This window comes from Streptomyces sp. NPDC101191 (assembly GCF_044767915.1).
Classification (GTDB): domain Bacteria; phylum Actinomycetota; class Actinomycetes; order Streptomycetales; family Streptomycetaceae; genus Streptomyces.
Genome location: NZ_JBIWOU010000005.1, coordinates 108,508 through 121,584 on the forward strand (window position 1 = coordinate 108,508; position 13,077 = coordinate 121,584).

Annotated in this window: 9 protein-coding genes; 4 read left to right on the top strand and 5 right to left on the bottom strand. The window is 75.8% G+C overall.

Annotated elements, in window-relative coordinates; all coding sequences use genetic code 11:
* Positions 1-383, top strand: a 383-nt coding sequence (locus tag ACIRQF_RS20285) for a helix-turn-helix domain-containing protein (RefSeq protein ID WP_404093800.1), incomplete at its 5' end; no start/stop codon positions are given.
* Complete coding sequence (locus tag ACIRQF_RS20290; protein WP_404094532.1) at positions 274-1,887, top strand: helix-turn-helix domain-containing protein; 1,614 nt, start codon at positions 274-276, stop codon at positions 1,885-1,887. The genes ACIRQF_RS20285 and ACIRQF_RS20290, both read left to right, overlap by 110 nt.
* A gap of 132 nt (positions 1,888-2,019) precedes the next feature.
* Here ACIRQF_RS20290 and sucD read toward each other — a convergent pair whose 3' ends face one another.
* The 5 genes from sucD to ACIRQF_RS20315 all read right to left on the bottom strand — a co-directional run bounded on the left by sucD (position 2,020) and on the right by ACIRQF_RS20315 (position 9,810).
* Complete coding sequence (gene sucD / locus ACIRQF_RS20295; protein ID WP_376635552.1) at positions 2,020-2,904, bottom strand: succinate--CoA ligase subunit alpha; 885 nt, start codon at positions 2,902-2,904, stop codon at positions 2,020-2,022.
* Between the two features lie 21 nt (positions 2,905-2,925).
* On the bottom strand, positions 2,926-4,104 hold the full coding sequence (gene sucC, locus ACIRQF_RS20300) for an ADP-forming succinate--CoA ligase subunit beta (protein WP_376635550.1): 1,179 nt from the start codon (positions 4,102-4,104) through the stop codon (positions 2,926-2,928).
* A gap of 395 nt (positions 4,105-4,499) precedes the next feature.
* Positions 4,500-5,660 carry a VWA domain-containing protein gene (locus tag ACIRQF_RS20305; protein ID WP_404093803.1) on the bottom strand — a complete coding sequence of 387 codons (1,161 nt, stop codon included), beginning with the start codon at positions 5,658-5,660 and terminating at the stop codon, positions 4,500-4,502.
* Between the two features lie 8 nt (positions 5,661-5,668).
* Positions 5,669-8,452: a DUF5682 family protein gene (locus tag ACIRQF_RS20310; RefSeq protein ID WP_404094535.1), complete on the bottom strand. Its 2,784-nt coding sequence runs from the start codon at positions 8,450-8,452 to the stop codon at positions 5,669-5,671.
* Positions 8,453-8,649: 197 nt separating this feature from the next.
* A complete protein-coding gene (locus ACIRQF_RS20315) occupies positions 8,650-9,810 on the bottom strand; it encodes an AAA family ATPase (RefSeq protein ID WP_404093806.1) in 1,161 nt (386 codons plus the stop codon).
* Between the two features lie 138 nt (positions 9,811-9,948).
* Between ACIRQF_RS20315 and ACIRQF_RS20320 the strand changes: the two genes are divergently transcribed.
* Both ACIRQF_RS20320 and ACIRQF_RS20325 read left to right on the top strand, forming a co-directional pair.
* Positions 9,949-11,337, top strand: coding sequence for an SWIM zinc finger family protein (locus tag ACIRQF_RS20320; protein WP_404093808.1), 1,389 nt, complete (start codon positions 9,949-9,951; stop codon positions 11,335-11,337).
* Between the two features lie 41 nt (positions 11,338-11,378).
* The gene (locus ACIRQF_RS20325) at positions 11,379-13,025 is read left to right on the top strand and encodes a DUF5691 domain-containing protein (protein WP_404093811.1); all 1,647 of its coding nucleotides are present in this window, start codon (positions 11,379-11,381) and stop codon (positions 13,023-13,025) included.
* Positions 13,026-13,077 lie beyond the last annotated feature (52 nt).

The following is a 13,077-nucleotide window of genomic DNA, read 5'->3' on the forward strand; positions in this document are numbered from 1 at the left end:
TGCGGGAGGCCCTCTCCCTGAGCGAGGACCAGGTCGCGGAGGCCCTGGGCGTCACCCGGGCCACCGTCCGCTCCTGGGAGACCGGCCGCAGTGCCCCCCGGGGGCCATGCTGCCAGCGACACGCGGTTTGCCCTCGTAACAGGCGAATGGCCGTTGTGTCGCCCAAGATACGTTTATGTACTTTTCGGCCCAGAGAAGCGCTGCGGGAGGTCGACGCCGATGAGTCCGACGAGTCCCTCCTTCTCCCTCCCGTCCCCCAAGGAGCGGCGCCGACTGCGGGAGGCCCTCTCCCTGAGCGAGGACCAGGTCGCGGAGGCCCTGGGCGTCACCCGGGCCACCGTCCGCTCCTGGGAGACCGGCCGCAGTGCCCCTCGGGGGCGTAAGCGGGAGGCGTACGCGAAGCTCCTCGGCGTCCACGAGGAGCCGGCGTGCCCCCAGCCGGAGAAGCCGGCCCGGCCCGCCCCGGACCCGACCCGCCCGCGCCCGGCCACGAAGGGCGTCGCCCGCCCGCCGAAGACACCGGCCGCGCCGGCGGGCACGTCCGCGGCGGGACCGACGCCGTGGACCACGGAGGACCCGCGGCAGCCGGAGGAGCGTCTGAAACCGGCCCGGAACGGGTCCGGCGCCCCGGGAGCGGCCGCGGACGTGCCGGAGCACCCGGGATCCGCCGCGCAGGGCGGCCCGGCGACGGAGGGCGCGGACCACCCGGTGACGAGCGCGGGCGACGGCGCGACCGCCGGGGCGGGCAGGGCCGTCACTCCGACGGCCGATGGGATCACCCTCGGGGCCGCAGCGGCCGGACCGGGCACCACCGGCCCGCGATCGGACGGTCCGGCCCCCGAGCCCGCCACCGCCCCCACCGCTGACACCGGCCGAGCCGCCACCGCGCGGCGCGCGGCCCGCCGGACGGAGGTCCGCGCCGAGGCCGCGCCGCAGGACGGTGAAGCGGGCGCGGAGGCCGCGCCGCAGGACGGCGGGGCCGGCGCGGAGGCCCGCGCCGAGGCTGCCCCGCAGGACGGCGAAGCAGGCGCGGCGGCCGCGCCGCAGGACAGCGGGGCCGGCGCGGCGGAGGCCGGCGCCCTGGCCGGGCTCACTCCCGAGGAGGCGTTCGACGCGCTGTACGCGTACGCCGCGCCCTCGCTCGTGCACCAGACGTACCTGCTCACCGGGCGCCGCATGCTCTCCCGCGAGGCCGTCGAGCAGGCCTTCCACCACGCCTGGCAGCACTGGCCCGAGGTCGCGGTCGACCGCGACCCGGTGGGCTGGGTGCGCGCGGCGGCCCACGAGTACGCGCTCTCGCCCTGGCACCGCTTCCGGCGGCGCCACCGGCACCCCGACACCCCGCCGACCGAGGCCTCGCGACGGGCCCTCCTCGGGGCGCTGCTCGACCTGCCGCCCGCGTACCGCCGCACCGTCCTGCTCTACGACGGGCTCGGCCTCGACCTGCCGGAGACCGCGGCCGAGACCGAGGCGAGCACCCCGGCCGCCGGGAACCGGCTGCTGCACGCCCGCGCGGTCATCGCCCAGCGGCTGCCCGAGCTCGCCGACCCCGAGGAGCTGCAGTACCGGCTGAGCACGCTCGTCGCGGAGGCGCCGACGACGACGCTCCCCGCCGCGCGCAGCGTGCGGTCGGGCAGCGAGCGGCGGACCCGGCTGCTCACCCAGGCGGTGTTCGGCGTGACGGCGGGGCTGATCGGCATCACGGCCTTCACCGTGGCGACCGCGCCGACCCGCTACATCCCGGTGAACGCGCCCGGCGCGGCCGTCGAGGGCGTCCCGGTGCGCGGGGGCCCGCAGAAGCTGCGCCCGGAGGACAAGGAGCTGCGCGAGATGCTGCGCACCGCGCCGAACCCGGGCCCCGAGCGGCTGGTGCCGAGGTCCGACTAGCGCAGGTGTATGCAAAAACGCTTCAGCAGGTACCGCACACGCAAGGGCCCCGCCCCTCCGGTCTCCCGGAGGGGCGGGGCCCTTCACTCGCGGCCCGTCGGGCCGTCAGGCTGCTGTGCGACGCAGCCCGCGTCAGCCCGCGAGGATCGCGCGCGCCAGCTTGGCGGTCTCGGTCGGGGTCTTGCCGACCTTGACACCGGCGGCCTCGAGGGCCTCCTTCTTCGCCTGGGCGGTGCCGGAGGAGCCGGAGACGATGGCGCCGGCGTGGCCCATGGTCTTGCCCTCGGGGGCGGTGAAGCCCGCGACGTAGCCGACGACCGGCTTGGTGACGTTGGCCTTGATGAAGTCGGCCGCACGCTCCTCGGCGTCGCCGCCGATCTCGCCGATCATGACGATCAGGTCGGTGTCCGGGTCGGCCTCGAAGGCCGCCAGGGCGTCGATGTGCGTGGTGCCGATGACCGGGTCGCCACCGATGCCGACGGCGGAGGAGAAGCCGAGGTCACGGAGCTCGTACATCATCTGGTACGTCAGCGTGCCGGACTTCGAGACCAGGCCGATGCGGCCCGGCTTCGTGATGTCGCCCGGGATGATGCCGGCGTTGGACTGGCCCGGGGTGATGAGACCGGGGCAGTTCGGGCCGATGAGGCGGGTCTTGCCGCCCTTCTCCACGGCGTACGCGTAGAACGCGGCGGAGTCGTGGACGGCGATGCCCTCGGTGATGACCACGGCGAGCGGGATCTCGGCGTCGATCGCCTCGACCACGGCGGCCTTGGCGAAGGCCGGCGGCACGAAGAGGACCGAGACGTTGGCGCCGGTCTCCTTCATCGCCTCGGCGACGGTGCCGAAGACCGGGATCTCGGTGCCGTCGAAGTCGACCTTCGTGCCGGCCTTGCGCGGGTTCACGCCACCGACGATGTTGGTGCCGTCACCCAGCATGAGCTTGGTGTGCTTCATGCCCGTGGCACCGGTCATGCCCTGGACGATGACCTTGCTGTCCTTGTTGAGGAAGATAGCCATGGCTGTTCTGTCCCTCTTCCCTTACTTCGCAGCCGCGAGCTCGGCGGCCTTGTCGGCCGCGCCGTCCATGGTGTCCACACGCTGAACGAGCGGGTGGTTGGCGTCGGACAGGATCTTGCGACCCAGCTCCGCGTTGTTGCCGTCGAGGCGCACGACCAGCGGCTTGGTGACCTCGTCGCCACGGGAGGCGAGGAGCTCCAGGGCCTGGACGATGCCGTTGGCGACCTCGTCACAGGCGGTGATGCCACCGAAGACGTTGACGAACACGGACTTGACGTCCGGGTCGCCGAGGATGATCTCCAGGCCGTTCGCCATGACCTCGGCGGAGGCGCCGCCGCCGATGTCGAGGAAGTTGGCCGGCTTCACGCCGCCGTGGTTCTCACCGGCGTACGCGACGACGTCCAGGGTCGACATGACCAGGCCGGCGCCGTTGCCGATGATGCCGACCTCGCCGTCGAGCTTGACGTAGTTGAGGCCCTTGGCCTTGGCGGCAGCCTCGAGCGGGTTGGCTGCGGCCTTGTCCTCGAGCGCCTCGTGCTCCGGCTGGCGGAAGTCGGCGTTGGCGTCCAGGGAGACCTTGCCGTCGAGGGCGATGACCTCGCCGGAGGCGACCTTGGCGAGCGGGTTGACCTCGACGAGGAGGGCGTCCTCGGCGACGAAGGTCTTCCACAGGGTCACGAGGACCTCGGCGACCTGCTCGGCGACCTCGGCCGGGAACTGCGCCAGGGCGACGATCTCACGGGCCTTCTCGATGTCCACGCCGTTGTTGGCGTCGACCGGGACCTTCGCGAGCTTCTCGGGGGTCGTGGCGGCGACCTCCTCGATGTCCATGCCACCGGCGACGGAGGCCATGGCGAGGAAGGTGCGGTTGGTGCGGTCGAGGAGGTACGAGACGTAGTACTCCTCGAGGATCTCCGGAGCGGTCTCCGCGATCATCACCTTGTGGACCGTGTGGCCCTTGATGTCCATGCCCAGGATGTCCGTCGCGCGGGCGACGGCCTCGTCCGGGGTGGTGGCCAGCTTGACGCCGCCGGCCTTGCCGCGGCCGCCGACCTTCACCTGCGCCTTGACGACCGACTTGCCGCCAAGCCGCTCGGTGGCCTCGCGCGCCGCCTCAGGCGTGTCGATGACTTCACCGGCCAGCACCGGTACACCGTGCTTGGCGAAGAGGTCCCTCGCCTGGTACTCGAACAGGTCCACGCGCGTCCCTTTTCTAGATGATCGCGGTTCGTTGTCTGCGTGGGCGTGCCGCGGAGGGCAACGTGACTGCGCTGTCACTAGGGAGGCGTACACGGTGTCCGTGGACGCGGCATGTCCGTCTCGCAGGTTATCCCCGTGGGCCGTGGGACCCTAAATCGCAGATCACTGCACGGCGGTGATACGGGTCACAGACCGTAGGGCCGGTGGGGCGTTCCGTAGGGGTGGGGACAGGGGCCGACCCGGCCCTTGGGGCAGGCGAGCAGGGGCCGTTGCGCACCTCACGGCGCGCCGTGCGGCCGGGTGAGGGCCGTGTCGGCGGCATTGTGATATGGGCCTCAGTGACGCCGTCGGCACCCGTCCGGGGGGCCGCCGGACGACGGATTCCGCACCCCCGGTCAGGCCGCGGGTATCGGCAGCGGGCGCTTCTCCAGGGCGGCGGCCATCACCTCGGGGAACAGGTCCGGGGTGCAGGCGAAGGCGGGGGCGCCCAGCGCGGCGAGGGCGGCGGCGTGCTCCCGGTCGTAGGCGGGGGCGCCTTCGTCGGAGAGGGCGAGCAGGCAGACGAACTGCACGCCGGAGGCCTTCATCGCGGCGACCCGCTTCAGCATCTCGTCGCGGATGCCGCCCTCGTAGAGATCACTGATGAGGACGACGACGGTGTCGGCGGGCCGGGTGATCCTGGACTGGCAGTAGGCGAGCGCCCGGTTGATGTCCGTGCCACCGCCGAGCCGGGTGCCGAAGAGGACGTCGACGGGGTCGTCGAGCTGGTCGGTGAGGTCGACGACGGCGGTGTCGAAGACGACGAGCCGGGTGGCGATCGCCCGCAGGGACGCGAGGACGGCGCCGAAGACGGAGGCGTAGACGACGGAGGCGGCCATCGAGCCGGACTGGTCGACGCAGAGGACGACCTCCTTGCGCACCGACCGGGCGGCCCGGCCGTAGCCGATCAGGCGCTCGGGAACGATCGTGCGGTATTCGGGGAGGTAGTGCGCCAGGTTGGCGCGGACGGTGCGGTCCCAGTCGATGTCCCGGTGCCGGGGGCGGGAGATCCGCGCCGACCGGTCGAGGGCGCCGGTGACGGTGGAGCGGGTACGGGTGGCGAGCCGCTTCTCCAGGTCGTCGACGACCTTGCGGACCACCGCACGCGCCGTTTCCCTGGTGGTCTCCGGCATCGCCTTGTCGAGGGAGAGCAGGGTGCCGACGAGATGCACGTCCGGCTCGACGGCCGCCAGCATCTCGGGTTCCAGCAGCAGAGTGGACAGGCCGAGCCGCTCGATCGCGTCGCGCTGCATGACCTGGACGACGGAGCTGGGGAAGTACGTCCGGATGTCGCCCAGCCAGCGGGCCACGGAGGGCGCGGAGCCGCCGAGGCCGGCCGAGCGGTCCCCGCCGCCCCTCCGGTCGCCGCCCCGGCCCCCGTAGAGGGCGGCGAGGGCACCGTCCATGGCGGCGTCGGTGCCGGTGAGGGCGCGGCCGGTGCCGTCGGCCTCGCCGCCGAGCACCAGCCGCCAGCGGCGCAGACGCTCGTCGTCGGAGGGGGTGGTGACGCTGCTCATGACGGTCCTCACTGTCCTTGGGTGCCGAGGATGAGGTGGAGCAGGGGCATGACGCCGTCGGCGCGCTCCTGGTCGGGGGTGCCGGCGAAACCGGGCGTCGTGACCGCGGGACCGGCGGGGCCGGCGGTCCCGGGGCCGCGGGCGACGAGCTCGCCGAGCGTCCGCCGGACGCCGGCCTCGTAGCCGGCGAAGGTGCGGCGCAGCAGCGGCAGCACGTCGGTGAACGCCTCGGCCGGCACGCTGCTCAGCCAGTCGTCGACCAGACCGAGCAGCCGCTCGTCGTGCACGAGGAGCAGCCCGCCCCCGGAGGCCCCGCCGACGAAGCCCTCGATCCAGGCGGCGGCGTCGGCGGGCGGGGTCCCCGGGGACAGGGCGAGCCCCATCAGCCGGGCGGCCTCGTCCTCCCCGAGCCGCCCCTCGTCCAGCAGCAGCCGGGCGGCCCGCCCCCGCAGCACTCCGGGCACCCGCTCCCGCCCGGCGAGCCGCCGCAGCACCCCGGCCCACCGGTCGGCGAGACCACCGCCGGGGGTGTCGGCGGTGCCAGCGGTGTCGGCGTCGGATGCGGCAGTCCCGGCGGTCCCTTCGGCCCCGGTCCCGGTCCCGGTCCCGGCGGATGCGGCCGTCCCGTCGGATGCGGCAGCCCCTGCGGATGCAGCGGTCTCGGCCGTCCCTTCAGCCCCGGCCCCGGCACATGCGGCCGTCCCGTCGGATGCGGCGGCCCCTGCGGCCCCTTCGGCCCCCGCCCCGCCACACGCGGCCGTTCCGGCGGATGCAGCGGTCCCGGCCGTCCCTTCAGCCCCGGCCCCGGCACATGCGGCCGTCCCGTCGGATGCGGCGGCCCCTGCGGCCCCTTCGGCCCCTTCGGCCCCTTCGGCCCCCGCCCCGCCACACGCGGCCGTTCCGGCGGATGCAGCGGTCCCGGCGGCCCCTTCAGCCCCGGCCCCGGCACATGCGGCCGTCCCGGCCGTCCCCTCGGCCCCGGTCCCGTCGGCCGGGGCGGTCCCTGCGGTCCCGTTCGTACGGTCGGGCTCGTCCGGGGCTCCCGGTCGCTCGGGCCGCGTGGTCAGCAGCGCGAGCGCCGCGTGGACGCCGTCGACGCGTTCGCGCATCTCCGCGGCGGCGTCGGTGTCGAGTCCGGTGCAGGCGGGCGGCAGACCGACGCAGATCCGCTCGGCCAGGCCGGCGGCGACCTCGCCGAGCGCGGCCGTGTCGGTCGCGCGCACGTCGCCGTAGCGCAGGGACCGGGCGAGGGCGGGCAGGGCCTGGGCGAGGTGGACGACGTCGGAGTCGAGGGCGGCCCGTTCGGCGAGCGCGTGCAGCACGGCGGGCAGGGCCTCGGTGAGCCCGGCGAGCAGGCACTGCTCGGCGAGCGCCGTGACGGCGGCGAGGTCGTCGGCCGCCACGGCCTGCGACTCGGCCTTGGCGGCGGCGGCGCCCTCGACCGTGGTGCCCCAGACGCCCGCCTCGGCGACCTGGACGTGCAGCTCGGGCTCCCAGCACAGCCGCCAGCTCTCTCGGAAGGTGCCGGTGGAGCCGCGGCCCGCGACGGGGGCGCCCCAGCCGACGCCGAGCAGCCGGAGCCGGTGGAGCAGCCGGCTGCGGGCGGCGTCGGTGCCCTTGCGCAGGTCGAGTTCCAGCTCGCGCTCGTGCGCCTCGGGTTTGAGGCGCAGTCCGCGCTGGAGCCGTTCGAGGTCGCGCTGGAGCGGTACGGCGGGGGCGCCGGCCGGGACGGTGCCCAGGACGTCGCCGACGACGAGCCGGTCGCGGATCAGGTCGAGCGGCACGTCGGAGCCGTCGCACATGACGGCCCGGACGGCGTCGGTCGTCTCGCCGAGCCCGGGCAGCGGCCGGCCCCGCATGACGGCGAGGGTGTCGGCGAGCCGGACCGCCTCGATGACGTGGGCGGAGGAGACCGCCAGGTCCTCGTCCCTGAGGAGCCGGGCGACCTTGGTCATCCAGCGCTCGACGGGCCGGTCGGAGGCGGTGAACAGGTGCGCGTACCAGCCGGGCGCCTCGATGCCCGCGCCGTACCCGGACCGGCGGGCGAGCCGGCGGTGGGTCCAGGGCACCCAGGTCAGCTCGGTCTTCACCTTGGGCAGGCCCTTGAGCCGGGCGCGGTCGGCGGTGACGGGCGTCCTGCGGCGCAGGGCGGGGACGTGCCAGGCGCCGCAGACGACGGCGATGTCGTCGCCGAACTCCTTCTGCGCGGCCCTGAGCCGGATCCTCATGTACGCCTCGCGCACCAGGTCACGGGGGTGGCCGCCGTGCCCGTACGCCTCGCGCAGGGCGCCCATCGCCTCGGCGAGGGCCTCGAACGGGGCGAACGGGTCGGTGCTGCCGCGCAGTTCGACGACGTCCTCCCACCAGCGCTCGGCGTCGTCGTAGCCGGCGGCCTCGGCGAGCTCGGCGACCGGGTCGACGCGCAGCCCCTGGCCGGCGGCCTCGTCCTCGTCGCCCCAGGTCGGGTCGGTGGCGGCGAGGGTGTGGGTGGCGGGCAGGTCGATGAAGCGGACCTCGGCGCCGTGCGCGAGGGCCCAGCGGATGGCGACCCACTCCGGCGAGAACTCCGCCATGGGCCAGAACGCGGCGCGCCCGGGGTCGTCGACGGCGTGCGCGAGCAGCGCGACCGGGGGCCGCATCTCCTCGTCGGCGGCGAGCGCCACCAGCGCGTCCGCCTCGGGCGGCCCCTCGACGAGCACGGCCTTGGGCCGTCCGGCGTCGAGCGCCGCGCGGACGGCCCGGGCGGAGCCGGGCCCGTGATGCCGCACGCCGAGCACCCGCGGGCCGGGCAGGGAGCGGGCGGGGGCCTCGTCGGCCCCGGTCACGGCCGGGGCGGCGGGCAGAGGTGCGTCGGTGGTCCTCGTCACGGCCGGGGCCGCGGGCAGGCGTGCGTCGGCGGTCCTCGTCACAGCCGGGGCCGCGGGCAGGCGTGCGTCAGCGGTCCTCGTCACAGCCGGGGCCGCGGGCAGGCGTGCGTCGGCGGTCCTCGTCACGCGCTCACCTCGCGGCAGGCGCGGTAGAAGTCCTTCCAGCCGTCTCTCTCGCGCACCACGGTCTCCAGGTACTCCTGCCAGATCACCTGGTCGGCGGCCGGGTCGCGGACCACCGCGCCGAGCAGGCCGGCGGCGACGTCGGCGGAGCGCAGGACGCCGTCGCCGAAGTGGGCCGCGAGGGCGAGGCCGCCGGTGACGACGGAGATCGCCTCGGCCGTCGACAGCGTCCCCGAGGGGGACTTGAGCTTGGTGCGGCCGTCGGCGGTCATCCCGTCGCGCAGCTCGCGGAAGACGGTGACGACCCGGCGGATCTCCTCCACCCCCTCCGGCACGGCCGGCAGGTCGAGCGAGCGTCCGATCTGGTCGACGCGCCGCGCCACGATGTCGACCTCGGCCTCCGGGGTGGCGGGCAGCGGCAGGACGACGGTGTTGAAGCGGCGGCGCAGCGCGCTGGAGAGGTCGTTGACGCCGCGGTCGCGGTCGTTGGCCGTGGCGATGAGGTTGAAGCCGCCGACCGCCTGCACCTCCTCGCCGAGCTCCGGGATCGGGAGGGTCTTCTCGGACAGGATCGTGATGAGGGTGTCCTGCACGTCGGCGGGGATGCGGGTCAGCTCCTCGACCCGGGCCGTCATTCCCTGCGCCATGGCCCGCATGACCGGGCTGGGCACGAGGGCGTCGCGGCTGGGGCCGTGGGCGAGCAGCTGCGCGTAGTTCCAGCCGTAGCGGACGGCTTCCTCGGGCGTGCCGGCGGTGCCCTGGACGAGGAGGGTGGAGTCGCCGCTGACGGCGGCGGCGAGGTGCTCGGAGACCCAGGTCTTGGCGGTACCGGGCACGCCGAGCAGGAGCAGGGCGCGGTCGGTGGCGAGCGTCGTGACGGCGACCTCGACGATGCGGCGCGGGCCGACGTACTTCGGCGTGATCACCGTGCCGTCGGGGAGTACGCCGCCGAGGAGGTAGGTCGCGACGGCCCAGGGCGAGAGCCGCCAGCGGGCGGGGCGCGGCCGGTCGTCGGCGGCGGCGAGCGCGGCGAGTTCATGGGCGAAGGCGTCCTCGGCGTGCGGCCGCAGGGCCGCCTCGCGGGCGTCCGTGGACCTGGTCGCGGAGGTGGTCGCGACGGCGTCCGCGGCGATGGTCGTGGTGGTTTCGGGCAGGGTCATGGGTCCCCCTCCAGATCGTTCGACCTGCTGTGCGATCCACGGTGCACCATCCCACTGACAATCGGGTGGGGGCGGGGAGAAGCACAGGTGGGAGGCGTGCGGAGGGCGTTGTCAGTGGCGACCCGTACGGTCGTTCGCATGACTGAGCAGGGGGCGCGCTGGACGGCGGAACAGGTGCTGGCACTGGCTCCTGACGACCCGTCGCGCAGAGCGGGGAGCAAGCTGGGTTCGGCCGGCCCGTGGTCGGGCACGGGCACGGGCGACCAGGGGGCCGTGTGGGGCCTGTGCAAGGGCAGCGGCAGGACGCCGTACCGCACGGTCGTGGACACCACGGGCCCGGCGTCCACGTGCAGTTGCCCCAGCCGGAAGTTCCCGTGCAAGCACGCGCTGGGACTTCTGCTGCTGTGGGCCGGCGGGGGCGTCGACGCCGTGGGCGAGGTCCCGGACTGGGCGGAGACGTGGCTCGCGGGCCGGCGCGCACGGACCGGGAGCGCGGCGCGGTCAGCGACGGGGGCGGACGCCGGGCCCGCCGATCCGGAGGCGGCGCGGCGCCGGGCCGAGCGGAGGGCGGCCCGGATCACCGCGGGCGCCGAGGAGTTGGAGCGGCGGCTCGCCGACCTGCTGCGCGGCGGCCTCGCCGCGGCGGAGCACGCGGGATACGGCCTGTGGGAGGAGACCGCGGCCCGCATGGTCGACGCGCAGGCACCCGGACTCGCGCAGCGGGTACGGGAGCTGGGGGCGACAGCGGGTTCGGGCGCCGGCTGGCCGGTGCGCCTCCTGGAGGAGTGCGCGCTGACCCACCTCCTCGACCGGGCCTGGCTGTCGGCGGACCGGCTGCCCGGTCCGCTGGCGGCGACGGTACGGAGCAGGGTCGGCCTGTCGGCCCCGCCGGAGGGCCCCACGGTCCGTGACCACTGGCTGGTGCTCGCGCAGTACGACACGGCGGACAGCCGCCTGACGACGCGCCGCGTCTGGCTGCACGGCAGGGCGAGCGGCCGCACCGCCCTGCTCCTGTCCTTCGGGGCGGCGGGCCGGGCGCCGCAACTGGCCCTCCCCGTCGGCGTCGTGCTGGACGCCGAGCTGCGCCCGTACGCGTCGGGCGGCGGCCTCCGCGCGGAGCTGGTCGAGCGGTTCGCCCCGCCCGCGGGGCCGGCCGCGGCGCCCGTCGGCGGCCCGGTCGGCGCCGCCCTCGACGCCTACGGCCATGCCCTCGGGGAGGACCCCTGGCTCGACGCCTGGCCGGTCACCCTCACCGACGTCGTCCCGGCCCGCGCGGACTACGGCTGGCAGCTCGCCGACGCCCCGTCCGGGGGCGCCCGGGACACCTCCGGTGGCGCGGCCTCCGACCGGGCCCGCGAGGCCGTACCCCTGACGCGCGCCGCGCAGGCGCACCCCGCCCTGTGGCGGCTGATCGCCCTGTCGGGGGGCGGGCCGGTCACCGTGTTCGGGGAGGTCGGGCACCAGGGGTTCACCCCGCTGGCCGCCTGGTCCGCCGACGCGCCCGGCGAGACGGTGCCGCTCGTCTGACCGTACGCCGACCGCCCACGAACACACCTCTGGAGGAGTCCATGGACGCCTGGGAAGAGCTCGTCACGTCGGCGCTGCTGGGCACCGACCGGAAGCCGCTCGCGGGGAGCGCGCGGAGCGGGGACGCGGCGCCGGTCGCGCTGCTCGACGCCGCCGCGGTGCACACCGTACGGCGCAGGGCGGGGCTGCGGCCCGGTCCCGCCGCGGCGCCCCTGGAGGGCGCGCCGGAGGACGGGCGCAGGCCGTTGCCGGAGCCGGCCAGGCGCCGGCTGGGGCAGCTCCTCGCGGGCCGGGCCGCGCCCGCGCCGTCCGGGGGGCGGCGCGGGGCGGCCCCCGACCTGACCGAGCTGCTGCCCCAGTGGCTGGCCGCCGCGGCCGAGCACGGCTACGGCGCCCCGGCCGCGGCACTGCCCGCGCTGCTCGACGCGGCCCGCGCCCGGACCGATCTGAGGCCCCAGGCCCTGGCCTTCGCCGGGCCCCGGGGGCTGTGGCTGGCCCGGCTGAATCCGGAGTGGAAGTTCGCGCTGCGGGGTGCGGGCGGGGGTGGCACGCTGCCCGACCCCGGGGATCCGGACGCCGTGCCGGCGCTGTGGGAGGAAGGGCTCTTCGCGGAGCGGGTGGCCCTGCTCTCCGCCGTACGGGCCGCCGATCCGGCCCGGGGCCGCGAGCTGCTCGCCTCGACGTGGGGCTCGGAGCGGGCCGAGGACCGGCTGATGTTCCTGGACTCGCTGCGGGCGGGGCTCGGGCCGGCCGACGAGGAGTTCCTGGAGGCCGCCCTGTCCGACCGCAGCCGCAACGTGCGCGCGACGGCCGCCGAGCTGCTGTCCGCACTGCCGGCTTCCGCGCTGGCCGCACGCATGGCGGAGCGGGCCGCGTCGTGCGTGTCCCTGGACCGTACGGAGGGCGCGGAGACCGTGGTCGTCGAGGCGCCGCACGAGTGCGACGCGGGCATGCGGCACGACGGCGTGTCGCCCACCCCGCCCACGGGACGGGGCGAGCGCTCCTGGTGGCTCGGCCAGCTCGTCGAGGCGGCGCCGCTGGACTGCTGGCCCGGGCGCTTCGGCGGGCGGACGCCCGAGGAGATCGTCGCCCTGCCGGTCACGGACGACTGGCGCGTCGAGCTCCACGCGGCTTGGTGCCGGGCGGCCGTGCGCCAGCGGAACGCGGACTGGTCGCGCGCCCTCCTCGGCTCCCCGGCGGCCCCGCAGGCCACCGGCCCCGGCACGTCCTCGCTGGCCGAGCGCGCTCAGCTCCTCGCCACGCTCCCCGAGGAGGAGCGGGCCGCCTGGGTGGCCTCGTTCATCGCGGCGCACGGCCTGTCGGAGGCGTTCCAGCTGCTCGGGGTCTGCGCGGTGCCCTGGTCGGATCCGCTGGGCCGGGCGGTCGTCGACGCCCTGGACATCGCCCGGGACGCGGGCAGCTACCCGTGGAGCTTCAGCGGCGTGATGGGCCTCGCCGAGCGCTGCCTGTCACCGGCCGCAGCCCCCCAGCTCACCGCCCTGACCGCGCTCCCCGCCGAGCCCGAGGACGCATCCCCCGGCGCCGCCGCCTACTGGTCCGAGGCCTTCCAGCGCCTCGTCTCCACCCTGGAACTGCGGGCGGCGATGCACGCCGAGCTGGCGGAGGCGGACCGACCGGAACCGGCGGAGGCGGACCGACGTGGCACGCCGGGGCCGCGCCCGGCGTGAAGGACCGGCCCCGCGGCCCGGCCCGTCGGCGGGATCCGGCGACGCGGCGTGA

Bases quoted from the DNA above. Each gene is read 5' to 3' on its own strand.
- sucD (WP_376635552.1), bottom strand. From the start codon at position 2,904: ATGGCTATCTTCCTCAACAAGGACAGCAAGGTCATCGTCCAGGGCATG.
- ACIRQF_RS20305 (WP_404093803.1), bottom strand. From the start codon at position 5,660: ATGAGCAGCGTCACCACCCCCTCCGACGACGAGCGTCTGCGCCGCTGG.
- ACIRQF_RS20315 (WP_404093806.1), bottom strand. From the start codon at position 9,810: ATGACCCTGCCCGAAACCACCACGACCATCGCCGCGGACGCCGTCGCG.
- ACIRQF_RS20320 (WP_404093808.1), top strand. From the start codon at position 9,949: ATGACTGAGCAGGGGGCGCGCTGGACGGCGGAACAGGTGCTGGCACTG.
- ACIRQF_RS20325 (WP_404093811.1), top strand. From the start codon at position 11,379: ATGGACGCCTGGGAAGAGCTCGTCACGTCGGCGCTGCTGGGCACCGAC.